Consider the following 25,054-nt stretch of genomic DNA (forward strand, 5'->3'; position numbering starts at 1 on the left):
CTTTTTGTTAAAAAAAAATGCTTTTTTTTCGAAGTTTTTGCTTTTTCAAATAAAATGTTGAATTGGAATTTACTCTAAAATTTTACTTTTTACATTTTTGGTATAATTTCTACCAATAGGTAGTGTGTAAGTAAGAATTTGAATCCTGTTGCCTTCGATTGATTTTACTTTATCAATGGCTATAGTAAATGATTTATGGATGCGCATGAACCTATCAGCAGGTAATTCTTCGGATAATGAGGTCAATGATTTGTGGGTGATATATGTTTTATCCGATGTTACTACTTTTATATATTCCTTCATCCCTTCAATAAATAGGATTTCATCAATTGTTATTTTTACCATTTTCTTATCGACTTTGATAAAAATATGCGGTTCAATTTTATGCGGTTCAATTTTGATATTATTTTTTAAATTGAAATCGGCTTCAATTTTATGAATGCATTTTATAAATCTTGGAAGTGGTATTGGTTTTACTAAATAATCTAATACGTCTAGATCATAACTTTCGGCAGCAAATTCTCTGAAGGCCGTGGTGATAATAATTTTGGTCTTATATTCTATCAATCGTATTAATTCAAATCCAGTCATCATTGGCATATTAATATCCAAAAAAACAGCATCAACAGTATTGTTGTTTATGAACTCTAGCGCCTCTAATGCATTATTGAATGTAGCAGTAATTTCAAAGTCGGCAAAATTATTAAAATAATTCTGCAATACTTTTATGGCTAATGGTTCGTCGTCAATCAAAACACATTTAATCTTCATTAGTTAGCGGTATTTGTAAGCAAATGATATAAAAATTGAACTTTACCTGTTGTTCTAATTTATATTTTTTCTTGAAAATTAACTTTAATCTCTTTTTAGTATTCGTTAGACCAATTCCTTTTTTTTCTTTTGTATCTGGTGAAAGTACAAAATTATTTAGTATTTCAAAATGAAGGGTGGACCCATCAATAATTTTACAATTTATCTTTATTTTAAGATTGTTATTATTTACTCCACCATGTTTAAAGGCATTTTCTAGAAAGGAAATCAGCAGTAACGGCGGTACTTTGACTTCATCAATATTCGATTCTAGGTTTATACTTATTTCTACGTTTTCAAACCGAAGTTTTTCAATTTCAATATAATTCTGAATGTAATCAATTTCTTTTATTAATGGTACAAATTTAGTGTCTTTGATATCATATAAAACATATTCCATCAATTTTGATAATTTAATTATCACATCGGGAACCTTATTAGATGATTCTAGTGATAATGCGTATAAATTGTTTAAGGTGTTGAAGAAAAAATGAGGCTGAATTTGAGTCTTTAAATACTTCAGTTTCATCTTGGATTGATTCTCAATTATGGCGCTATTTCGTTCTCTTTCTTTGAGCCAAATTTGTGTAAAATAAATGGATGAGGCGATTGCAATAACATACAATTCACCGATGCATACGGCAACAATATGATTTATTTCAAATGGTTTGTACTCTCTGTTTGCCTCGGGCCAAATATCCTCCGAAATGATATAATAGGTGAAACCTGTTTTTAATAAATAGATAATCATTAAACTCAAAAGTAAAGTAAATGTATACTTGTAATATTTTGATGTTAAAACATAGCGGGGAATTAGAACAAATAAATTGAAATAGACTAATGGAATATGAAGAGAGAATTCTAAGACATTCGATTTAAATGAATATTCATAATCATTGAAATACGCTCCCCATCGAAGAAAGTTCATTAAAAAAAATAGTCCCCAGAACCAAAAATGATTTTGAAGTTTGATATCGAATTTTTCCTCTTTTGTATGCTTCATTTTCTGTTAAAATTATCTTTTGTAGTGACCATTTATAAAAAGTAAATTTTCTACAACTTTAATCAATTTGACAATAAAAAAGAACTTTTTTTAAATAAAAATATCAAAAATATTCAAATTGGTAAAAAAAACTCATAATTATTACGGTTTGAAAACGCATTATTGACAGAATTGTGTCGTTGGTTTAAAATAAACTACCGTTGGTATAAATTATTTTTTTTAGAAAACCCATACAGATAAATTTACGCCATAACTAACAAAAACTTAAAAAAATGAAACAAATTATCTTAATCTTTATGATTGTTTTTACTTCGCAAGTTACGCTTGCGCAAGCGAAAACTGTCAAAGGTTCAGTAACCGATGCTGTCGGTTCACCACTGCCTGGTGCATCTATTGCAGTTCAAGGAGAATCAAATGGAACTATTACCGATTTTGATGGTAATTTTTCTCTTGAAGTGCAAAAAGGCAAAACCTTGATAATTTCTTATTTGGGTTTAGAAACTCAAAGTATTGTAGTAGGTGATCAAAATACTATTACAGTTCAATTGAAAGAATCAGCTTCAAATGCTTTAAATGAAGTAGTAGTGACTTCGTTGGGTATCAAGAAAACACGAAAATCTTTGACTTACGCTGCTCAAGAACTAAAAGGAGAAGAATTAACACGTGTCAAAGACGCTAATATTATTAACACTATAGCAGGGAAAATTGCCGGTGTAGCTGTGACAAAAAGTGCTGGAGGAACTGGAGGTTCTACTAAAGTTGTTATTCGTGGAAACTCTTCAGTGAGTAATAACCAGCCGCTTTATGTTATAGACGGTATTCCTTTATTTAATGGAACTTCTGGGCAACCAAATAATGCTTTTGGAGATACAGCTGGAGGAAACCGCGATGGTGGAGACGTAGTTTCTCTTATCAATCCTGATGATTATGAAGGTATGACTGTTCTAAAAGGTGCAGCTGCATCTGTATTGTATGGAAGTCAAGGTGCAAATGGAGTTATTTTACTTTCTTCTAAAAAAGAAAAAGAGGGAAGATCAAATCTTAAAGCATCTTCAGTAACCACTTTCGAATCGGCAGCTTATTTGCCTAAATTTCAAAATGAATATGTTGCAGTTCCTAACGGAGAAGAAACTTGGGGAGCAAAAGGAGCTAGTGATGATCATGTAAAAGATTTCTTTGAAACAGGAAATACTCAAATTACTTCATTGGCTTTTTCATCTGGATCAGCAACATCTTCAACAACTTTATCATATGCTAATACAAGCGGTTCAGGAATTATTCCGGGAAACAGTATTAAGAAAAATAATTTTGGTATTCGTCAAACTGCAAAATTCTTCAATGATAAATTGAATGTTGCGGCTAATGCCAATTATACAACTCAAACAGTTTTTAACAAACCTGTGAACGGACTTTATTTCAATCCTTTGACAGGAGTTTATTTGATGCCAAGAGGAAATGATTTTAATGAATATAAAGAGAATTTTGAGGTTTTTGATCCTACGAGAAATCTGATGGCTCAAAATTGGATGACGGATAGAGACATCCTTCAAAATCCATTTTGGGGAATCAATAGAAATAAATCAGAGGATACTAATCAATTTTTTAACGGATCAATCGCTTTAGATTATAAAGTTAACAGTTGGTTTTCTATAGCTTCTAGATACAGTTATAACCGTGTTGAGAGTGGTTTTGATAAAAAAATATACGCAACAACTCAAGGAACACTTTCTCACATAAATGGTAGATACATTAATGTTAGTACATTAAGTACACAACGTTACGGTGATTTGATTGCTACAATCAATACAAAATTCAATGATGACTTTAGCTTTAATGCAAACATTGGAACCAGTATTACAAATACATTAGGAAATCAAAGAACAACGCTTGATTCCGGTATTGGTGGTGGTTTACAAAAAGCAAACTGGTTTACATTAGGGAATTTTGTTAATAATGCAGGTAATTTGCAAACCTTAGATTCTTCAAAAGAAGTACAGTCTTTATTTGCAGCTACAACTTTGGGATATAAAGACATGTTGTTTTTAGATCTTGCAGCAAGAAACGATTGGTCTTCAACATTAGTAAATACAAATAATCCAGGATTTTTTTATCCTTCGGTAGGAGTTACGGCTATTATTAGTGAAATGACCACTTTACCGGAGTTTATCAATTTCGGAAAAGTTCGTGCAACTTATGCCAGAGTAGGTAATGATGTGTTTTCTTTTGTTACATCGCCAACTTACGGATTTACTTCTGAAGGGAATAAACCCCCATTAGTGGCTCCAAGACCAGGGGAATCATTGAGACCGGAATTAAAATCAGAGGTTGAAATTGGTACCGAATGGAGAATGTTTGATAACAGACTTGGATTTGAATTATCCTACTACAATTCAGAGACTAAACACCAATATTTGCAAATCCTTGCTCCGTTAACCAATCCTCTAGGTGTAAAATATTACGGTATAAATGCGGGTAGTATTAAAAATGTAGGTTTTGAAGCTGTAGTGACTGGAAAGATTGTTAAAGCGGATAAGTTCTCTTGGGATGCTACTGTAAACTATTCTCAAAATAAAAATACGGTACAAGAAATTCCTGCAGAACTAGGAGGAAAAGTAATTTTGACTGAAGCAGGAGTGAATAACTACAGATATGTTTTAGAGCAAGGAAAACCTTTTGGTGTAATTGAAGGTGTAAATATAAAGAAAGATGCTCAAGGTAGAGTGTTGTTAAATGCAGATGGGACGATACAAAAAACAGGTTTTGAAGAAGTGGGTAATGCAAATCCAGATTTTATGTTAGGTTTCTCGAACTCGTTTAAATTTGGCTCTTTCTTTGCAAATGTATTGATAGATGCTCGTTTTGGTGGTGATGTAATGAGTTTAACCGAAGCTGTGAACGATGAGTTTGGAGTTTCGAAAGTAACAGGTGATGCCAGAAATGTTGATGGAGTTACTATTAATGCAGTATATCCCGATGGAACTGCTTATGCAGGAAAATATCCGGCAGAGAGTTATTATAAGCAAACTGGCGGAAGAGCAGGAGCAACAGGAGAATATGTTTATGACGCGACCAATGTAAGTGTAAGAGAGGTTTCTATTGGCTATACTTTTAATGTCAAAAAATTATCTTTCTTACAATCGGCAAGTTTGTCATTAATTGCCAGAAATTTAGGTTTTATCTACAAAGACGCTCCATTCGACCCTAACATTTCATTAAGTACAGGTGAAGGTTTGCAAGGTATTGACGTTTACGGAATGCCATCTACGAGAAGTATCGGTCTTAATTTAAACGTAACTTTCTAATCACAAAAAATCATGAAATTAAATACTATAAAAAGAACAGCTATTTGTGTTTCTTTACTCGCAGCAGTAAGTTGTACAGATAATTTTGAAGATATCAATACCAATCCTAACGGGATTACGCCTGAACTATACGAACAAGATTTTAATCATATAAAAGGTTCATTTGATCCTATGTTCAATAACATAATAGTTCTTACTCCTGAATGGAAATACCAAGTACAGCAAGGATTGCAAGGAGATATCTGGTCGGGTTACATGGCTACCGGAACCGCTTTTAGAGGAGGAACTAACAATACAACATATGATTTAGTTGATGGTTGGAACGGTTTTGCATGGGCTTCTGGTTATGGGGATGTAATGTATAATGCGTATTCAATTGAGCAAAAAGCAAAAGGAAAATATGATCAGTTTTATGCTTTGTCATTGATTTTAAAGGTAGAAGGAATGCATAGAATAACAGATACCTACGGACCTATTGTGTATTCAAAATTTGGTACAACAGATCCTGTTATTGAATATGATTCTCAAGAAGCAGTCTATAATTTAATGTTTAAGGAATTAGATATAGCAGTTGCAGAGTTGACAAAAAGAGCTGATGCAAAAGAGCCGTCAACTTTCTTAACTACTGATTTGTCAAGTTATAAAGAAGCAGAAAAGGCAGGTCCCGGAGAGCATTACAAGCAATGGGTTAAATTTGCTAATTCATTGCGCCTGAGATTAGCAATGCGTATTGTGAAAAAGAATCCAACTTTGGCGAAAGCCGAAGCAGAAAAAGCGATTGCACATAAATTTAGTGTGATGACTGTTAATGCTGATACTTTTAAAGTGATATCTCCTACATACAATAATCCTATTGCTACTATAAGCAACGCTTGGGGAGACATTCGTATGTCAGCTGATATGGAATCTATTATGGGTGGTTATTCGGACCCTAGATTATCTGTATTTTTCAATACATCAGTACAGTTTCCAGGAGAATATAAAGGAGTTCGTACTGGAATTGAAATCGCTGCTAAAGCGGATCATGTAAATTTCTCTGGTGTTGGTCCAATTGTCAATTCAAAAGAAATTGTTTTGATGAATACTGCCGAAGTATATTTACTAAGAGCTGAAGGCGCTTTAAGAGGTTGGAATATGGGTGGAACGGCTCAAAGTTTGTATGAAATGGGAATCACTGCATCTTTCGATCAGCATGGAGTTTCTGGAGCAGCTACTTACATGGCTGATAATGTAAAAAAAGCAAAAGCTTACGTAGATCCAAACTTCCCTGTAAACAATGGAGTAGCTCTTAATAACGTTACAGTAGCTTGGGACGGTTCAGCGACAAATGAGGTCAAATTACAAAAGATTATTACTCAAAAATGGATTGCCGGTTTCCCGGAAGGTCAAGAAGCTTGGTCTGAATATAGAAGAACAGGATACCCAAAATTATTACCGGTACTTAAAAATACCAGTGGAGGAACAATAAATTCTGCTTTGGGAATACGAAGAGTAAATTTTGTTCAATCTGAAAAAGATGGAAACCCGGGTGGTGTAGCTTCAGGAGTTGCTAAACTTGGTGGAGCAGATAATGGAGGAACTAGACTTTGGTGGGATACTACAGGACCTAATTTTTAATTAAATTAGTACCGATTAAAAATGGTGTAAGTAACTCATAATTATTTACACCATTTTTTTATCAAAGACCTTTTAAAGGGAGAATATCTAATTAAATAATTTTGCTGCTGACATTATAAAATAAGCCTTTTTTTTAAAACGGATTATGTAGTAAATCATGTCGTTTGTTGAAATTTCATGACCGTTGGTATAAATTATTTTTTCAGGAAAAACGTTTCAGTTACTTTTATACTTAGATTAAAACAATTAATATCACAGAAGTAATTAAATCGAATAAATAAAAATAAAATGAAAAGTGCTTTAGAAATTAAACCTGACATCAGCTATAAAAGTGCCGGTAAATTTGAAGAAACGAGATTTGAAAAAATTCATAATGAAATTTTTAAAAACTCAGTAGAAGCGTCAGTCATTGTCGCTCAGGAAATTGCACAATTAATTAGATCAAGACAAGAAGAAAACAAACTTTGTGTTCTAGGTTTAGCAACAGGATCTTCGCCTATAAAAGTGTATGAAGAATTGGTTCGAATGTATAAAGAAGAAGGTCTAAGTTTTAGTAATGTAATCACTTTTAATTTGGATGAGTATTATCCAATGACAAAAGAGAATAATCAGAGCTATCATTATTTCATGTATCAGCATCTTTTTAATCACATAGACATTAAACCTGAAAATGTCAATATTCCAAACGGTACTGTGGCTATTGAAGAACTGAACCAATATTGTATTGATTATGAAATGAAAATAAAAAATGCAGGTGGTCTTGATTTTCAGCTATTAGGAATTGGTCGTACAGGTCACGTAGGTTTCAATGAGCCGGGGTCTCACATCAATTCAGGAACTCGAATAATTACTTTGGATCATATTACAAGAGTAGATGCTTCATCGGATTTTAATGGAATTGACAATGTTCCTAAAAGAGCAATTACCATGGGAGTTTCAACTATTCTAAGATCTAAAAGGATTGTGTTAATGGCTTGGGGCCAAAATAAAGCTGATATTATAAAAAGAACCATTCAAGGAGATATTAGCTCTGAAGTTCCGGCTACATTTTTGCAAAATCATACTAATGCAACCTTCGTTTTAGACCAATCGGCAGCTTCAGAATTAACCCGTTTTAAAACACCTTGGCTGGTTGGAGAATGCATTTGGACTCAAGAATTAAAAAGCAAAGCAATTGTTTGGCTGTGCCAAAAAACAGACCAATCTATTTTAAAACTAACCGACAGAGATTACAACAATAATGGAATGTCTGATCTTTTGGCTCAAGAAGGTTCAGCTTACGATTTGAACATAAACATGTTCAATGTGTTACAACATACGATAACTGGATGGCCTGGAGGAAAGCCTAATACGGATGATACGTATAGACCGGAAAGAGCTACTCCAGCGAAAAAGAGAGTAATCCTTTTTAGCCCGCATCCAGATGATGATGTGATTTCTATGGGAGGAACTTTTTCAAAATTAATAAAACAAGGACATGATGTTCATGTAGTGTATCAGACTTCAGGAAATATTGCTGTTACAGATGATGAAGCTTTAAAGTTTGCCGAAGTTTGTAATGATTTTGTAGGTATTGATGACGCTAAAATTAATTTTAAAGAGGTTATCGATTTTTTAAATAATAAAAAAGAAAACCAAATTGACTCTCTTGAAGTTAGAAAATTAAAAGGACTTATTAGACGCCGTGAATCCTACGCAGCTACACGATACATAGGATTGAAAGATGAAAATATTCATTTTTTGGATATGCCTTTTTACGAAACCGGACAAATAAAGAAAAATCCAATAGGCGAAAAAGATGTAGCTTTAGTGGCTGCTATTATTGCCAAAATAAAACCACATCAAGTTTTTGCAGCAGGAGATTTGGCAGATCCACATGGTACCCACGAAGTTTGTCTGAATGCTATTTTTGCGGCTATGAAGCAATTGAAGCCAGAGAAATACATGGATGATTGTTGGTTGTGGCTTTACAGAGGTGCTTGGCATGAATGGGATATTCACGAAATAGATATGGCAGTTCCTTTAAGTCCTGACGAAGTTTTGTTAAAAAGACATGCTATTTTATACCATCAATCTCAAAAAGACAGGGTGATGTTTCAAGGTAACGACTCCAGAGAATTTTGGGTAAGAGCTGAAGATCGTAATAAAAATACCGCAAAATTGTATGATAATTTAGGTCTTGCCGAATATGAAGCTATTGAAGCTTTCAAGCGTTTTAGTTATTAAAATTATCTTTAAAACCGGACAAAAAAATATGAAATACATCCTAATATTACTATTTGCTGCTTTTGTGTCAAATGCCCAGATACAAAAAGAACAATTGAGTCTTATGCCGTGGCCTCAAAATATAAATTTGACCGCTGGTACTTTTGCTTTAAGCAAAAATTTTAAAGTGAATATTACCGGTAATCCAAATCCTAGAATTTTTATAGGCGCAACCCGCTTTTTACGAAGATTAGACGGCAGAACAGGACTGTTTTTGGAACAAAGTTTTTTGACAAAAGTGAATGAAAGTCCAGAAGCAGAATTGCAAATTAATTGTGTTCGCAACGGAAAAATAGAAATAAATGAAGATGAAAGTTATAAACTAATTATTGCTTCTAATAAAATAACAATCAATGCCACATCTGATTTAGGTGCGTTACATGGTTTGGAGACTTTATTACAATTACTGCAAAATAGCAGTACATCATATTATTTTCCGACAGTTGAGATTATAGATTCACCAAGATTTACCTGGAGAGGATTGATGATTGATGGAGCAAGACATTTTCAACCGGTGGATGTAATCAAAAGAAATCTTGATGCAATGGCTTCGATGAAAATGAATGTTTTCCATTGGCATTTAGTAGATGATCAAGGATGGAGAATTGAAATGAAAAAACATCCTAAATTGATTGAATTAGCTTCAGATGGGAGTTACTATACTCAAGAAGAAATTAAAAACATTGTAAAATATGCTGATGAAAGAGGGATTCTCGTTATTCCCGAGATAGATGTGCCTGGTCATGCATCTGCTTTGCTTACTGCTTATCCAGAACTAGGAAGTAAAGTAAGTGATGGAAAAGTTACTTATGAAGTACAAAGAAATTCAGGAATTTTTAATGCAACATTGGATCCTTCAAACCCCAAAACCTATGAATTGCTAAGCGAAATTTTTGATGAGGTTTGTCCGTTATTTCCGGGAGAATATTTTCATATTGGCGGTGATGAAAATAATGGTAAAGAGTGGAATGCAAACCCTAAAATACAGGAATTCAAGAAGAAATACAACTTGGCTAATAATCATGATTTGCAAACATATTTTAACATGCAGTTGATTCCAATGTTGAAAAAGCACAACAAAAAAATGATGGGCTGGGAAGAAATAATGACCGAAAATATGTCTAAAGATGCCATAATTCATGCCTGGAGAGGAACGAATGAAGGGCAAGAAGCTGGTGGGGCATTAATAAAAGCAGCAAAAAGTGGCTTTAATACCGTTTTATCAAATGGCTATTATATTGATTTAATGCTTGGTGTGGAGAAACATTATTTGAATGACCCGGTACCCAAGAACAGTATTCTGACTCCGGATGAAAAGGCCAGAATATTGGGTGGAGAAGCAGCCATGTGGAGCGAGCTCGCAACACCGTCAAACATAGACTCAAGGATTTGGCCTCGAACAGCTGCTATTGCGGAACGATTGTGGTCTAATGAAAATGTTATTGACATGAATAGCTTACGCAAAAGATTGAAAACAATTTCATTTAGATTAGAAGAACTTGGAATTACACATTTAAGAAATAAAGAAGTGATTTTGAGAAATATTAGTAACAATCAAAAAACTGCAGCACTGAATGATTTTTCGAATGTTTGTGAACCGTTGAAAAATTATACCCGTAATGGTGGAGGAAAAAAATATCGAATGCATTCTCCGTTGACTTTATTTGCAGATGCATGTACTGCGGATGCATTAGATGTTTTTGATTTTGATACCGCAGTGAAAAACTATTTAGAAAATAAAAGTCAAGAAAATCAAATTTTGATCGCTAATTTTTTTAGAAAATGGATTGCTATGAATGCTGACTTAATTAGTTTAAGTGCTAATGCTCCGCTGGTGCAGCCGCTTTTGCCATTATCAAAAAGTTTAAGTGATTTATCACAACAATTGTTACTCGTAATAGAGAATAAAAAAACGGTAAACCCAACTGTTTTGAATAATTTATTAGAACAATGTAATTCTAAAAAGAATGCTGATGTTGAATTAGCAGTTTACAATAGTTTAAAAAAATTGCTTTAAGTTATAAATCGATATAAAATATTAGTTTCTTTTCTATTTGGTCAATGGTTTGTTTTAAGAAAATTAATATTGCAATCCTGACAGGTCTTATTCTGTCAGGATTTTTTTTGATTAGCACTTTCATGTTAAGCAAAATACAATTGATGAAAATGTATTTTCCGAATAAAAAAAATTAGTATTTTTTTCGTATTTTTGCAAAAATTTTATAAAAAAAACATTCATGTTAACAGTAAATAATTTATCAGTTCAGTTTGGCAAACGAATTTTGTTTGACGAGGTTAATACTACCTTCACACACGGTAATATATACGGAGTTATTGGAGCCAACGGTGCTGGAAAATCTACTTTTCTTAAAATAATTGCCGGTGAAATGGATCCTACCTCAGGACATATTCATTTGGAGCCAGGTAAACGTATGTCGGTTTTAAACCAAAACCATAATATGTTTGATGAGAGTACCGTTCTTGAGACTGTAATGATGGGTAATAAAACATTATATGCCATCAAAAAAGAAATGGATGCTTTGTATTTAGATTATAATGATTCAAATGCTGACAGAATAGGTGAATTGCAAGTGCAATTTGAAGAAATGAACGGTTGGAATGCTGATTCTGATGCTGCATCAATGCTATCAAATCTTGGCATTAGCGAAGATCATCATTATACTTTAATGGGAGATTTGGAAGGGAAAATAAAAGTTCGTGTCCTTTTGGCACAAGCACTTTTTGGAAACCCTGATTTACTTATTATGGATGAGCCTACCAATGATTTGGATTTTGAAACTATTGCTTGGTTAGAAAATTTCTTGGCTAACTATGAAAATACCGTAATTGTAGTTTCTCACGACAGACACTTTTTAGATTCCGTTTGTACGCATATTTCTGATATTGATTTCAGTAAAATAAATCATTACTCAGGAAACTATACATTCTGGTATGAATCAAGCCAATTAGCCGCAAAACAACGCGCGCAACAAAACAAAAAAGCAGAAGAAAAGAAACAGGAACTAGAAGAATTTATTCGTCGTTTTAGTGCGAATGTAGCCAAATCAAAACAAGCTACTTCACGTAAAAAAATGATTAGCAAGTTGAATATTTCCGAGATAAAACCATCAAGTCGTCGTTACCCAGCTATTATTTTTGACCAAGAGCGTGAAGCAGGAGATCAAATTTTGAATGTGCAAAATTTAAGCGCTTCCATCGACGGAGAAATTTTGTTTAAAGGAGTAGATTTGAATATGGCCAAAGGCGATAAAATCGTTCTTTTCTCTAAAGATTCCCGTGCAACAACTGCATTTTATGAAATATTAAACGCAAATCAAACCTCAGATTCTGGAACTTTTGATTGGGGAGTTACAACAAACCAAGCCTATTTGCCGGGTGATAATCATTCATTTTTCGAAAGTGATTATTCTCTTGTAGATTGGTTGCGTCAATGGGTAAAAACGGAAGAGGAACGTGATGAGGTAAACATTCGTAGTTTTCTTGGGAAAATGATTTTCTCTGGTGAGGAAGCGTTGAAAACCTGTAGAGTATTATCAGGAGGAGAAAAAGTACGTTGTATGTTGTCTCGAATGATGATGGAAAGAGCCAATGTTTTAATGCTTGACGAACCTACAAATCACTTGGATTTAGAATCGATTACAGCTTTTAATAACTCATTAAAAAACTATAAAGGTTCCGTAATCTTTACTACACACGATCATGAATTTGCTCAAACCGTTGGAAATAGAGTTGTCGAATTGACACCAAATGGCGCTATTGATAGATATATGACTTTCGATGAATACTTGGATAACGAAGGTGTTCAGGAATTAAGAGCTAAAATGTACACCGTATAAAAAGTGATATATTAAATAGAAAATCTCCCGCAATAACGGGAGATTTTTTTGTTTAATGAATATTCATTAAAATTATTTTCGTCTACTTTCTGCTGAAAATTTTACTCACAATAAACGCGATAATGGCTAGCACAGCAACCACAATAAAAATACCTACTCCAACTCCTGCTTTAAATATACCTTCTATAATTGAACAACTCGTAAACGATAGTAATACTACTAAAAGCATTAACAATCTGGTTAGTTTTTTTTGCATGATTTTTTTCTTTATTTAGAAATATAAAAATACTAAATAGGAGGGCTTATTTGTTATATAATTTCTACGGTTTATTGTGAAATTTTTCAATAGTTATAAAAAAAATCACAAAATGCACCTTTATAAATATTTTTTAAACCACTCTTTAGGTAAAAAAATATATTTTTGATTTTTATTATTTCTATAGAACCTAAACAATTAACATGACTAACAATACTTTAAATTTAAAATCTCCTAGAATAGAAGTGGTAGATGCCTTACGTGGTTTTGCCATTATGTCTATTATGTTACTTCATAATGTAGAACATTTTGAATATTATCATTTGCCTGAAAATTTTCCAGCTTGGCTTGTCGCTATGGATAAAATAGTTTGGGACTCTATGTTTTTTATTTTTGGAGGAAAATCATATGCCATTTTTGCGCTTCTTTTTGGGTTTAGTTTTTACATTCAAAATGACAATCAAGCTAAAAAAGGAAATGATTTCCGAGGTCGTTTTTTTTGGCGTATGATGCTATTATTAGTTTTTGGACTAATAAATACTGCATTTTATCAAGGAGATATCCTGACCTTATATGCTTTTCTGGGGCTTTTATTGATACCGGTTGTCAACTGGAGTAACAAAGCCATTTTTATAACAGCTGTTATTTTGATGTTACAACCTTTAGAATGGGGAAGGTGTATTTATTATATACTGAATCCGGATTATATAGCACCGCCTAACGTATCAACTGGATATTATGAAAGTATTGCACTTTATATGAAAAATGGTTCTTTCGTAGATTATGTAGTTGGAAACTTGACATTAGGAAAAATCGCTTCTCTATTATGGTCTTGGGAAAATGGAAGGTTTTTTCAGGCTCCTGCTTTATTTATGTTTGGGATGTTACTGGGTCGAAAACAACTTTTTAACATAACCGATGTGAACCAACAGTTTTGGAAAAAAGTATTAGTGTATTCAAGTATTTTATTTATACCATTATTTGTATTAAAGACTCATACGGTAGATGTAGTAGCAAGAGTAACATTATCTAATAAACTCACCATTATATTTACTTCTTGGTCAAACGTGGCATTTATGTTAGTTCTCGTTTCAGGATTTGTTTTATTGTACCAAAAGGATTCTGTTAATAAAGTATTTTCTAAGCTAATTCCTTTTGGAAAAATGAGTTTGACTAATTACATTATGCAATCTATGATTGGTTCCTTTCTTTATTACCGATACGGATTAGGGCTTTTTGAATATACAGGAGCAACATATTGTTTATTGATAGGTATTGTGCTATTTTTTATACAATTAACATTTTGTACTTGGTGGCTTAAAACGCATAAACAAGGACCTTTAGAAACGATTTGGCATAAAGCTACATGGATTTCTTGGGGCAAATAATGAATGCCTCTATTTTCTCTCTTTATAATTATAAAATCATAAATCGGAATTCGTATATTTGCAAAACCAAACAACACACTTTACAATGAGTCAAAAAGTATTACTTACTGCAAAAGAAGTTACTATTATATTACATCGTTTGGCCTGTCAATTAATTGAAAAACACTTAGATTTTTCAGACACTATTTTAGTAGGTATTCAACCTAGAGGCGTTTTTTTAGCAGAACGTTTGAAAGAAATATTAGAAAAAGAATACCAAACACCTGAAATTCAATTGGGTTATTTGGATATTACCTTTTTCAGAGATGATTTTAGAAGAACGGATAAGCCATTAGAAGCAAATAAAACCAAGATTAATTTTATCGTTGAAAACAAAAAAGTTATTTTCATTGATGATGTTTTATTTACAGGACGAAGTATACGTTCCGCTTTGACAGCCATTCAATCTTTTGGCAGACCATCAGAAATTGAACTTCTAGTTTTGATTGACAGACGTTTTAGCCGCAATTTACCGATTCAACCAGATTATAGAGGAAGACAGGTAGATGCCATCAATAACGAAAAAGTCAAAGTGAGTTGGAAAGAAAATGATGGTGAGGATGGTGTCTATTTAATTACAAGTTAGATTATAATTTGTTTAAAAGTCTAACATTAAAAACTAATAATCGTAAAAAGAAATGAAAGAATTAAGCGTAAATCATTTATTAGGAATAAAATACATCAACAAGAATGATATTGACTTAATTTTTGAAACAGCCGATCATTTTAAAGAAGTTATCAATCGACCAATTAAGAAAGTACCTTCCTTACGAGATATTACCATTGCCAATATTTTTTTCGAAAATAGCACTAGAACAAAACTCTCCTTTGAATTAGCACAAAAACGTTTATCTGCCGATGTTATCAGTTTTTCGGCAGCACAATCTTCAGTAAAAAAAGGGGAAACACTAATAGATACCGTTAATAATATACTTTCGATGAAAGTTGATATGGTAGTCATGCGACATGCTAATCCAGGTGCTGCTTATTTTCTTTCAAAAAACGTAAAAGCCAGTATTGTAAATGCGGGAGATGGCGCACATGAGCATCCTACACAAGCCTTATTAGACAGTTATTCGATTAGAGAAAAATTAGGCGAAGTGGCCGGAAAAAAAGTAGTGATTGTAGGTGATGTTTTGCATTCCAGAGTTGCCTTGTCCAATATTTATGCTTTGCAGATGCAAGGCGCTGAGGTGAAAGTTTGCGGGCCAAAAACACTTATTCCAAGACATATTGAATCGCTGGGTGTAACGGTAGAACCTGATTTAAGAAAAGCATTAGAATGGTGTGATGTGGCAAATATGCTACGCGTGCAAAATGAACGTATGGATGTGAATTATTTTCCATCTACAAGAGAGTATGCTCAACAATATGGAGTCGATAAACCGCTTTTGGATTCGCTTAATAAAGAAATCATAATTATGCATCCCGGACCAATTAATCGTGGTGTCGAAATTACCAGTGAGGTGGCTGATTCACAACAATCGGTGATTTTAAATCAAGTCGAAAATGGTGTGGCGATTAGAATGGCCGTAATTTATCTTTTGGCATCAAAAATTCAGTAGTTTAATATAAAACTTTGTAAATTAGCTATTTATAAACATCTCTGCCTTGAGTAGACTTAGAAATTAAAAAGATGAAAGTAGATCAAAAAGGACACACAATTAGCATTAGAGATACCCAAGGTGATATTACCTCTTTTTTAATGAAGGTTACTCATCAATATAAGACATTTGAAAAGCATAATTTAATCATAGATCTTTTGTTGTACAAAGATTTATCCGCGGGTAATATAAAATTATTTATGCCTTTATCAAAACTTCATAAAAAAGCAAAAAAATCATTTGTTATTGTTACTTCTGATTTTGATTACAATGCCGTTCCAGAGAAATTAACTGTTGTTCCTTCTTTATTAGAAGCACATGATATTATAGAAATGGAAGAGATTGAAAGAGATTTAGGCTTTTAGATACGTTTATTCGGTTACTGGTTTAGCCGCCTAATTTATTTAACCATATAAGCATAACCGATTAAACAGTTAAACAAATAACCGAATAAATTAAACTTGAAACTAACAATCCTTGGTTGCTATGCCGCAACACCCCGAACAATTACGAATCCAACCTCACAGATTTTAGAAATAAAAAACAGAATTTTTCTGATTGATTGCGCAGAAGGAACCCAAGTACAACTGCGGAAAAATAAAATCCGATTTTCTAAGATTAATCATATCTTCATTTCTCATTTACATGGAGATCATTTTTTTGGACTAATAGGATTAGTATCTACTTTTACTTTACTGAACAGAACTACCGATTTACATATTTATGGTCCAAAGGGAATTCAAGAAATCATCAAGTTACAATTGAGATTGTCTAATTCATGGACTAATTATGGTTTGTTCTTTCATGAATTAGAATCTAACGAAAGCGAAGTAATTTTTGAAGATGAAAAAGTTTTGGTAAAAACCATTCCTTTAAAGCACCGTGTATATACGAATGGGTTTTTGTTCCAAGAAAAAGCAGCACCGAGAAAACTTAATTTGGATGCTGTTCAAAATTATGAAATTGATACCTGTTATTATCAAAAAATAAAAAACGGAAAAGACATTACTTTAGAAGATGGTCGAGTTATTGAAAATGATAAATTAACATTTGATCCAATTCCTGCAAAAAATTATGCTTTTTGTTCTGATACTGCATATAATGAAGCTATGATTCCAATCATTGAAAATATTGATGTTTTATACCATGAATCAACTTTCTTGCAATCAGAAGAAAATTTAGCTAAAAAGACTTTGCATTCCACAGCAAAAGAAGCGGCTACAATTGCTTTGAAATCTAATGCAAAGCAATTAATTTTAGGGCATTATTCTACTCGATATGAAAATATTGACCTTTTTAGAGAAGAGGCTGCAACTATTTTTCCGGAAGTGCTTTTGGCCGATGATGGAAAAAGCTTTGATTTTTAAATAAAAAATAATTTATTTCATCTGAATTCACATTTGGATATTTGAATACTCTTAAACCGAATCATTCAAATATCTAATAATCTTAAAATAAAAATCATGAACGATTTAAGTAACTATAGAAAATCTTACGAAAAGAGTGAGCTATTAGAATCAAATATTCCTGAAGACCCAATAAACCTTTTTAGCAGATGGTTTCATGAGGTAGAGGATTTTGGTGGCGATAGCGAGGTTAACGCTATGACGGTATCTACAATAGGATTAGATGGGTTTCCAAAGGCCAGAGTAGTTTTGTTAAAAAAATTTAATGAGGAAGGGTTTATTTTTTATACCAATTATAATTCAGAAAAGGGTAGGGCTATTGCCCAAAATCCTAAAATTTGTCTTTCTTTTTTTTGGCACACTATGGAACGCCAGGTTATTATTAAAGGGATTGCCCATAAAACTACAGAAACGATTTCAGATAATTATTTTGAATCCAGACCTGACGGCAGCAAGTTAGGCGCAATTGTTTCTAACCAAAGTGTAATTGTCCCTTCCCGAGAATTTTTAGAAGAAAATCTAAAAGAGTTAGAAAAGGATTTTGATGGTATGGTTATTCCTAGACCAAAACATTGGGGAGGATTTCTTGTTACACCTTTAGAGGTAGAATTTTGGCAAGGAAGACCTAACAGATTACATGACAGAATTAGATATAGTAGTCAAGAAGATTTTTCATGGAAAACGGATCGCTTATCGCCTTAATGTAAGAAAAATATATATTTAAATATTTTTATTGTGTAGTTTGTCGATTTTTTTTGGTAGTTTAACGACAAAACAAGTATGTTTGTACAAGAATTACGAACATAAATTTATTTATTAAAGGAGTTTGCCCCACATTCTACCTTAAACTTAAACTACTATATTATGAAAATAAAATTACTTCGCGCATTATTACTTGTTACTGTTATCTGTACTATGAATTCTTGCTCCTCAGATGAATCTGAGACACAAACTACTGAGGCATCTGCACAAAAAGTAATAAGTTATTCCTATAATTCTATAGAGTTAGGAACAATGGCTTTGATTAATAAACATAGAATCAGTGTTGGATTAAAACCTTTGGAAAAAATTAATCACATGTCATTTAAGTCAGAAGAGCATGATAATTACATGATTGCTAATAATGTAGTTAATCATAATGATTTTGTAGCTCGTTCTGAAAATATCATTAAAACTTTAGGAGCTAAAACGGTAAGTGAAAATATAGCTTACAACTATAACACTCCTGAGGCTGTTTTAGATGCATGGTTAGCTAGCCCTAGTCATAAAGCTAACATTGAAGGTGATCATACTCATTTTGGAATTGCAATTAAAGAAAATCCTGCAAATGGTAGAAAGTATTACACTAATATTTTCGCAAAAATATAGTTAGAGTTTGTTTTTAAAATTAAAAGGCTGTCTTCTCCCAAAAGGCAGCCTTTTTATATTTAACAGTATCTAAACGATAATTAATAACGTTTAGCTATTTTAGTGTGGTCATTTGAATGAAAGTTCAATGAAATAATTTATGTTGGACTTTTTTGTTTTGAGTAATTATCTTTTGGTTTTACTTAACTCTAAAAAGAGTTTATTCTAAGGTCTTATAGCAAAATAAATTGTATATACTTCATATAGCAATTCCTTATTTTCATAAAATGGTATTCAAAAAAAAATAGGCTATATAATTAAATATAACCTATTAAATTTTATGATAAGAATTACAAAGCTGTAATAATAAACTCACTTCTTCTGTTAAGTTGGTGCTCTTCTTCGGAACAAATTACATCATCAGCGCATTTGTTTACCAGTTGAGTTTCACCATATCCTTTACCTGTTAATCTGCTTGTATCAATTCCATTTTTAACTAACCAGTTAATGGTTGATTTAGCTCTTCTTTCAGATAATGCTTCATTGTATTTAAAGGTTTGTCTGCTGTCAGTATGAGAACGGATGTCGATTTTCATTGTTGGATTCTGATTTAAAACATCTAATATTTTTTCTAAATCTAAAGCCGCTTCTTGTCTGATATTCGATTTGTCTAAATCGAAATAAATCATTTTTATACCAAAACATTTTCCCAAATCATCACCAACAGCTACTTTGCATATTTCTTTTTCTAAAGCGATTGGTAAACACGTTTTTCCAGTTGTTGCAGCTATAGTAATTTTTTCTTCTTTGGTTGTGTATTCTGGCTTTTCAGCTCTTACATTGTAATTCTTTCCACATTCAACCGTAAATCTATATTTTCCTTTATCATCTGAAATAGCAGTATTGACAACCTTAAATTGATTATCGTATAAGGTTATTTTTGTGTTAGCCAGTAGTTCTCCCGTTTTTATATCGGTGATTTCACCATATAGAAGTTGCTCGCAAATAAGTCTTCTTGTTTCCAAAAATTTATAGATGTCGTCATAGCCTTTACCACCGTCTCTATTGGAAGTAAAAAAACCTCTTCTTAATTTTGTATCAATTAAATAAGCAAAATCATCTTTAGGAGAGTTGACATCAGCCCCTATATTTTGAACTTCATTGAAAGTACCATCTTCATTAATTTTAGACATAAACACATCTAATCCTCCAAGACCAGGATGGCCGTCAGATGCAAAGTAAATTTCATTTTCATCATTAATAAAAGGGAAAGTTTCTCTTCCTTCGGTATTAATTGTATTCCCTAAATTTTCAGGAGTTCCAAAAGTACCATCTTCATTTATTGTTACTTTGAATAAATCAGATTGTCCTAATGTTCCAGGCATATCAGAAGCAAAATATAATGTTTTTCCATCAGGACTTAATACAGGATGTGCAGTACTGTAATTGTCACTGTCAAAAGGGAGTTCGGTTACACTCGCCCATTTATCATTCTCCAGAGTGGCTTTGTATATTTTTATTAAAATAATTTTATTTCCATCTTTTCCTTTTTTTCCATTGAGATAGTTGTTTCGAGTAAAATACATAGTTTTTCCATCAGTGCTAAAAGTAGGAGTTGATTCATGAAACTTTGAATTAATAGGTCCATTAAACTGTTTTGCAGCACCCGGTGTCAAGTCTGATCCTAAATCTGCTGAGTATAAGTTTGTGAAATATTGATTGGTCCATTTGTGCTTTCTTTGTCCAAGACTTCCTGTATCTCTAGCAGAAGCAAAAACTAATTTATTCGAATATAGTGCAGTTCCATAATCGGAATAGATAGAATTTATTCCGGCATCTTCAATGTCGTACCTTCCAGAATTTGCTTTTATAGCTTCTAAATAGTTGGTGTTTTTTTTAAATAGCTTAGCTCTGCTATCGTTTCTTGATTTTTGATTGAATAATTCCATCATCTCATTGGCCTTATCATTTTGATCGATTGCTCTTAAAGATTGAGCATAGCGATGATAATATTCAGGTTCTAAATTGGCGGTATCCATAGTAAACAATTCACCATACCATCTAGAGGCTTTATCAAACTCTGCATTAAAATAGTATGCGTTACCTAACTTTTTGAACATATCAACTGATTTATATCCTTTTTCAGCAACCCTTTCATAGGTTTTGATAGCGTCTACATATGCATAGCCATCATACTTTTTATTGGCTGTAGCCAATTTTGCTTTTTGGGAATAAATGTTAATAGAAAAAACACTTACTATTGTTATGTAAAGGAGTATATTTTTTTTCATAATAATTGTTTTTAAAAGAATTTTGGAGTTGTAATTTTATCGTTAATTTCGATTTTTTTTCTCTTTTATTGCCCCTGATTTTTGTTTTAATTTTTCCAAAATTTGATTGGCATTATCAACCTGACCAATAGACAGTAAACACTTAGCATATTTATAATAATATTCAGTTTCCAAATCATTGCTTATGTCAAATAATTCACAATACCATTTAGCAGCTTTGTTAAAATCTGCGTTTGAGTAATAGGAATCTCCAAGTTTTTTAAATAAATCTACTGATTTATACCCTTTTTCAGCAATCCTTTCATATGTTTTGATAACATCTATGTAAGCATACTTGTCACTTATTTTATCTGTTACATAAAATTTTGAATCTTGTGCATTCCCTTTAAAAGAAACAAGACTTATTATAGTTATGTAAAAGAATACAAATTTTTTCATAGCCTTACTTCCTAGAAGAATCTTGGAGTTATAATTTTATCATTATTTTTAAATATTTCATAACGTAAAAATATTTCATGGGAACCGGAATTGTAGTTGTTCAGATTAGTTGTTTCGTGGTCATAACCATATCCTATATACATTCCGTCAGAAACTTGAAATCCAACCATGGCACTAATAGCAGCAGACCATCTGTAGGCAATACCTATAACAAATTTATCATTGAACATAAAGTTTCCTGATACATCCACTTGAAGTGGAGCCCCCCCAACAACTTTTGTTAATAATGCGGGTTTGAATTTTATGGATTCATTCATATTAAATACATAACCTGCGATTAAATAATAGTTGATTTTTTCTTTAAAAATCGCAACTTCATTATCATCATACCGGTTGCTTTCAATGAAATTTGGTATTGAAAACCCTACATAAGCTTTGTCAGAATGTAAATAAACTCCAGCTCCAATATTAGGAGTAAATTTATTATTGAAATCATGCAGACTAGGATCATCATCAACGGGATTCAATCGATTGATATCTAAATTGAAAAAGTTAGCTGTTGCTTTTATTCCAAAAGATAATTTAAAAGTTTCAGAAGTAGGAACGGTGTATGATAAATCAGCCGAAATGTTATTTTCAGTGGTAGGCCCAATTTTATCATTTATTATTGATACTCCTAAACCTAAATTACTTTCGTTGAGAGGTGTATTTAGAGTTACAGCATTAGTTACTGGAGCACCATCAAGCCCTACCCATTGAGTACGGTGTAGCGCAAAAATACTTAAAGCACCTCTTGATCCAGCATAAGCGGGATTAATATTGATTGTGTTGTACATGTATTGAGTAAATTGAGCATCTTGTTGCGCATAACTTACAAAGGCTGTAAAAATCAAAACGAAAGAAAATAATTTTGTTTTCATAGTAGATATTTATTATCTTAAACTATCTATCGAACTCATTTTAAGAATCCGCAGGTCGGCTTGATAAATTTTATTAGCGTTTTTTATTTAAGAAATAGAGCTGTTTTAATTTTAGAATGCCTGAGAACTTTTGTCCTCAGGCATTATTTTTTTTAATTATTTACGATATATAAATATCCGTCTTTTTTATTCATCATGATTTTTCCGTCACTAGCAACAGAAGTATAATTCAAGATATAGAAGTAAGTACCTGTAGGTAAACCTGTAGGTTGACTGATGGTTGTTCTACCTTGAGAAGTACCATCAAAAAAGTTACTAGTGTTATTATAACCTTTTGTTTCAAAAACCAATACTCCCCAACGATTATAAATTTCTACAGTATTATCTGGATAACAAACGGTATCATCAATACTATCGATTATGAATTTTTCATTAATTCCGTCTCCATTTGGAGAAATAGCATTATGTACTAATATGGTTCCACAAGCTAATACAATACCACCACAACCAGTATTTACCTTCATGACAACTCTTACAGTTCTTGGGCAATTTGCATCATTAATTTTATATTCAAATGTGTAATCTCTAACCGAAAGACCAGCAGTATTAAGTATGTTTCCTTGTAATCCACCAGAATTATTTACATCTACCCAAGTTCCGTTTGTTGGAGTTCCCATTGGTAAGAAATCATTTAGATTTGTCGTTGTGATTTCTCCATCATTACAAATAGAACTATTTATTGATAAAATACTATTGGCAATACTTACATTGATTGTTTGAGTAAACTCAGATACATTTCCACAAGCATCAGACACAGACCATTTCCTTACGATTGAATAAGAATTTTCGGTTCTGTTTATAATATTTTCAGTAAAAATAGCCGGTGAAACAGTAGAGCAATTGTCAATAAATATAAGTTCAGGCTTAGCAGGTATTGCATCACAATTTACACTAACTATCGCCGTAAAAGCTGTTGTTGTAGTTGGACCAGCAGTGTCTTGAACAGTAATAACTTGAGAAGCTGTAGAGGTGTTTCCTGATAAATCAGTCGCGGTCCAAGTTCTAGTAATTGTGTAAGAGCCAACACAACTTCCTTGTACTGTTAGGTCAACGAATGTTAAGTTTACAGAGCTACAAGTATCTGTTGCCAATGCTTGAGTAAAGTTAGGTGTTAAACCACAAGATATTGTTGAAGCGACTGGTAATTGTGTAATTATTGGAGTAGTTGTATCTTGAACATTTATTGTTATTGTAGCCGTATGACAATTAGTTGGATTTAGTTTTTCACATATTTGATATATTAGTATATATGAACCACTAACTATTCCGCTTTGAACATTAATGTTACCTAGATTATCTAATGTGATATTTGGATTATCTCCTGAAATTGATAAGATGTTAACTTCTTCTGATTTCGTTGGATTGCCATTTAAAGTATCATTAGCTAATACATTACCAATTACACCAAATGAAGTACAATTTATATTAGAATAAGTATCCGCAACAGCATCAATAGTAGTAGCAGCAACAACAATAGTAACTGTAGCTGTATCACAATTAGTAGGGTTCAATACCTCACAAATAGTGTAATTTATGGTATAAGTCCCCGCAGGTGTTTTTGGTACTACAGTCACAGTTCCATCAGGATTAATAGTCAATGGTCCGTTTGGAGTAGCGCTTAATACTACATCCTCAGGATTAATAGGCAATCCGTTCAATGTATCGTTAGTTAAAACATTCACACCTGAATTTCCTCCAGTTGTTCCATTCACAGGAATTGCATTTGTATCCACAACAGCATTAATAACAGGAGCAGCGACAACAATAGTAACTGTAGCTGTATCACAATTAGTAGGGTTCAATATCTCACAAATAGTGTAATTTATGGTATAAGTCCCCGCAGGTGTTTTTGGTACTACAGTCACAGTTCCATCAGGATTAATAGTCAATGGTCCGTTTGGAGTAGCGCTTAATACTACATCCGCAGGATTAATAGGCAATCCGTTCAATGTATCGTTAGTTAAAACATTCACACCTGAATTTCCTCCAGTTGTTCCATTCACAGGAATTGCATTTGTATCCACAACAGCATTAATAACAGGAGCAGCGACAACAATAGTAACTGTAGCTGTATCACAATTAGTAGGGTTCAATATCTCACAAATAGTGTAATTTATGGTATAAGTCCCCGCAGGTGTTTTTGGTACTACAGTCACAGTTCCATCAGGATTAATAGTCAATGGTCCGTTTGGAGTAGCGCTTAATACTACATCCGCAGGATTAATAGGCAATCCGTTCAATGTATCGTTAGTTAAAACATTCACACCTGAATTTCCTCCAGTTGTTCCATTCACAGGAATTACATTTGTATCCACAACAGCCTGAATTTCTCTTGGCGTAACTGTCAAAGTTCCGTTTACTGGAGTAACGTCATAGTTAGGATTACTACCTAAAGTCACCACGATAGGGTAAGCACCTACGTTAGAGAACTGCGTAGCAGAAGTTGCAAGA

18 protein-coding genes are annotated in these 25,054 nt (G+C 32.6%); 12 read left to right on the plus strand and 6 right to left on the minus strand.

From position 1 onward, the window contains the following. Positions 1-69: 69 nt before the first annotated feature. Positions 70-771, minus strand: coding sequence for a LytR/AlgR family response regulator transcription factor (locus ACNQF6_RS06845; protein WP_417964442.1), 702 nt, complete (start codon positions 769-771; stop codon positions 70-72). Next, complete coding sequence (locus ACNQF6_RS06850; protein WP_417964444.1) at positions 761-1,813, minus strand: sensor histidine kinase; 1,053 nt, start codon at positions 1,811-1,813, stop codon at positions 761-763. Before ACNQF6_RS06850 ends, ACNQF6_RS06845 begins: the two co-directional genes overlap by 11 nt. Positions 1,814-2,085: 272 nt before the next feature. Here ACNQF6_RS06850 and ACNQF6_RS06855 point away from each other — a divergent pair, with 272 nt between their 5' ends. The 12 genes from ACNQF6_RS06855 (at position 2,086) to ACNQF6_RS06910 (ending at position 18,915) form a co-directional block, all read left to right on the plus strand. Beyond that, positions 2,086-5,115, plus strand: a complete 3,030-nt coding sequence (locus ACNQF6_RS06855) for a SusC/RagA family TonB-linked outer membrane protein (protein WP_417964446.1) — start codon at positions 2,086-2,088, stop codon at positions 5,113-5,115. A gap of 12 nt (positions 5,116-5,127) precedes the next feature. After that, positions 5,128-6,732 carry a RagB/SusD family nutrient uptake outer membrane protein gene (locus tag ACNQF6_RS06860; protein ID WP_417964449.1) on the plus strand — a complete coding sequence of 535 codons (1,605 nt, stop codon included), beginning with the start codon at positions 5,128-5,130 and terminating at the stop codon, positions 6,730-6,732. A 288-nt stretch (positions 6,733-7,020) separates the two neighbouring features. Further along, complete coding sequence (gene nagB / locus ACNQF6_RS06865) at positions 7,021-8,958, plus strand: glucosamine-6-phosphate deaminase (RefSeq protein WP_417964451.1); 1,938 nt, start codon at positions 7,021-7,023, stop codon at positions 8,956-8,958. Between the two features lie 28 nt (positions 8,959-8,986). Next, on the plus strand, positions 8,987-11,014 hold the full coding sequence (locus ACNQF6_RS06870; protein WP_417964453.1) for a beta-N-acetylhexosaminidase: 2,028 nt from the start codon (positions 8,987-8,989) through the stop codon (positions 11,012-11,014). A gap of 220 nt (positions 11,015-11,234) precedes the next feature. Continuing rightward, a complete protein-coding gene (locus tag ACNQF6_RS06875; protein WP_417964455.1) occupies positions 11,235-12,854 on the plus strand; it encodes an ABC-F family ATP-binding cassette domain-containing protein in 1,620 nt (539 codons plus the stop codon). Between the two features lie 459 nt (positions 12,855-13,313). Beyond that, positions 13,314-14,498 carry a DUF418 domain-containing protein gene (locus ACNQF6_RS06880; RefSeq protein ID WP_417964457.1) on the plus strand — a complete coding sequence of 395 codons (1,185 nt, stop codon included), beginning with the start codon at positions 13,314-13,316 and terminating at the stop codon, positions 14,496-14,498. A gap of 85 nt (positions 14,499-14,583) precedes the next feature. Beyond that, entirely contained in the window at positions 14,584-15,123 is a 540-nt protein-coding gene (gene pyrR, locus ACNQF6_RS06885) for a bifunctional pyr operon transcriptional regulator/uracil phosphoribosyltransferase PyrR (protein WP_282716456.1), read from the plus strand. A gap of 52 nt (positions 15,124-15,175) precedes the next feature. Beyond that, positions 15,176-16,102 carry an aspartate carbamoyltransferase catalytic subunit gene (locus ACNQF6_RS06890; RefSeq protein WP_417964459.1) on the plus strand — a complete coding sequence of 309 codons (927 nt, stop codon included), beginning with the start codon at positions 15,176-15,178 and terminating at the stop codon, positions 16,100-16,102. Positions 16,103-16,173: 71 nt separating this feature from the next. After that, positions 16,174-16,506 carry a ribonuclease Z gene (locus ACNQF6_RS06895; RefSeq protein WP_417964461.1) on the plus strand — a complete coding sequence of 111 codons (333 nt, stop codon included), beginning with the start codon at positions 16,174-16,176 and terminating at the stop codon, positions 16,504-16,506. Positions 16,507-16,602: 96 nt separating this feature from the next. After that, on the plus strand, positions 16,603-17,508 hold the full coding sequence (locus ACNQF6_RS06900; RefSeq protein ID WP_417964463.1) for a ribonuclease Z: 906 nt from the start codon (positions 16,603-16,605) through the stop codon (positions 17,506-17,508). 96 nt (positions 17,509-17,604) lie between these two features. Then, positions 17,605-18,249 carry a pyridoxamine 5'-phosphate oxidase gene (pdxH, locus tag ACNQF6_RS06905; RefSeq protein ID WP_417964465.1) on the plus strand — a complete coding sequence of 215 codons (645 nt, stop codon included), beginning with the start codon at positions 17,605-17,607 and terminating at the stop codon, positions 18,247-18,249. Positions 18,250-18,411: 162 nt separating this feature from the next. Beyond that, positions 18,412-18,915, plus strand: a complete 504-nt coding sequence (locus ACNQF6_RS06910; RefSeq protein ID WP_417964467.1) for a CAP domain-containing protein — start codon at positions 18,412-18,414, stop codon at positions 18,913-18,915. Positions 18,916-19,244: 329 nt separating this feature from the next. Here ACNQF6_RS06910 and ACNQF6_RS06915 read toward each other — a convergent pair whose 3' ends face one another. From ACNQF6_RS06915 to ACNQF6_RS06930, 4 genes are all read right to left on the minus strand, one after another. Next, complete coding sequence (locus ACNQF6_RS06915) at positions 19,245-21,185, minus strand: OmpA family protein (protein ID WP_417964469.1); 1,941 nt, start codon at positions 21,183-21,185, stop codon at positions 19,245-19,247. 42 nt (positions 21,186-21,227) lie between these two features. Then, positions 21,228-21,623 (minus strand): tetratricopeptide repeat protein, encoded by a 396-nt coding sequence (locus ACNQF6_RS06920; protein WP_417964471.1) that lies wholly within the window; start codon positions 21,621-21,623, stop codon positions 21,228-21,230. An 11-nt stretch (positions 21,624-21,634) separates the two neighbouring features. Then, positions 21,635-22,543 (minus strand): PorP/SprF family type IX secretion system membrane protein, encoded by a 909-nt coding sequence (locus ACNQF6_RS06925; protein WP_417964473.1) that lies wholly within the window; start codon positions 22,541-22,543, stop codon positions 21,635-21,637. A gap of 152 nt (positions 22,544-22,695) precedes the next feature. Continuing rightward, on the minus strand, positions 22,696-25,054 hold a 2,359-nt coding region (locus ACNQF6_RS06930; RefSeq protein WP_417964475.1), incomplete at its 5' end, for a T9SS type B sorting domain-containing protein.

The organism is Flavobacterium pasteuri, from assembly GCF_048286615.1.
Taxonomy (GTDB): domain Bacteria; phylum Bacteroidota; class Bacteroidia; order Flavobacteriales; family Flavobacteriaceae; genus Flavobacterium.

Excerpts from the sequence above, each read along its gene's own strand:
- ACNQF6_RS06890 (WP_417964459.1), top strand. The coding sequence starts at position 15,176 with ATGAAAGAATTAAGCGTAAATCATTTATTAGGAATAAAATACATCAAC.
- ACNQF6_RS06855 (WP_417964446.1), top strand. The coding sequence starts at position 2,086 with ATGAAACAAATTATCTTAATCTTTATGATTGTTTTTACTTCGCAAGTT.
- ACNQF6_RS06845 (WP_417964442.1), bottom strand. The coding sequence starts at position 771 with ATGAAGATTAAATGTGTTTTGATTGACGACGAACCATTAGCCATAAAA.
- ACNQF6_RS06915 (WP_417964469.1), bottom strand. The coding sequence starts at position 21,185 with ATGAAAAAAAATATACTCCTTTACATAACAATAGTAAGTGTTTTTTCT.
- ACNQF6_RS06870 (WP_417964453.1), top strand. The coding sequence starts at position 8,987 with ATGAAATACATCCTAATATTACTATTTGCTGCTTTTGTGTCAAATGCC.
- ACNQF6_RS06860 (WP_417964449.1), top strand. The coding sequence starts at position 5,128 with ATGAAATTAAATACTATAAAAAGAACAGCTATTTGTGTTTCTTTACTC.
- pdxH (WP_417964465.1), top strand. The coding sequence starts at position 17,605 with ATGAACGATTTAAGTAACTATAGAAAATCTTACGAAAAGAGTGAGCTA.
- ACNQF6_RS06880 (WP_417964457.1), top strand. The coding sequence starts at position 13,314 with ATGACTAACAATACTTTAAATTTAAAATCTCCTAGAATAGAAGTGGTA.
- ACNQF6_RS06895 (WP_417964461.1), top strand. The coding sequence starts at position 16,174 with ATGAAAGTAGATCAAAAAGGACACACAATTAGCATTAGAGATACCCAA.
- nagB (WP_417964451.1), top strand. The coding sequence starts at position 7,021 with ATGAAAAGTGCTTTAGAAATTAAACCTGACATCAGCTATAAAAGTGCC.
- ACNQF6_RS06925 (WP_417964473.1), bottom strand. The coding sequence starts at position 22,543 with ATGAAAACAAAATTATTTTCTTTCGTTTTGATTTTTACAGCCTTTGTA.
- ACNQF6_RS06920 (WP_417964471.1), bottom strand. The coding sequence starts at position 21,623 with ATGAAAAAATTTGTATTCTTTTACATAACTATAATAAGTCTTGTTTCT.
- ACNQF6_RS06875 (WP_417964455.1), top strand. The coding sequence starts at position 11,235 with ATGTTAACAGTAAATAATTTATCAGTTCAGTTTGGCAAACGAATTTTG.
- ACNQF6_RS06910 (WP_417964467.1), top strand. The coding sequence starts at position 18,412 with ATGAAAATAAAATTACTTCGCGCATTATTACTTGTTACTGTTATCTGT.
- pyrR (WP_282716456.1), top strand. The coding sequence starts at position 14,584 with ATGAGTCAAAAAGTATTACTTACTGCAAAAGAAGTTACTATTATATTA.
- ACNQF6_RS06850 (WP_417964444.1), bottom strand. The coding sequence starts at position 1,813 with ATGAAGCATACAAAAGAGGAAAAATTCGATATCAAACTTCAAAATCAT.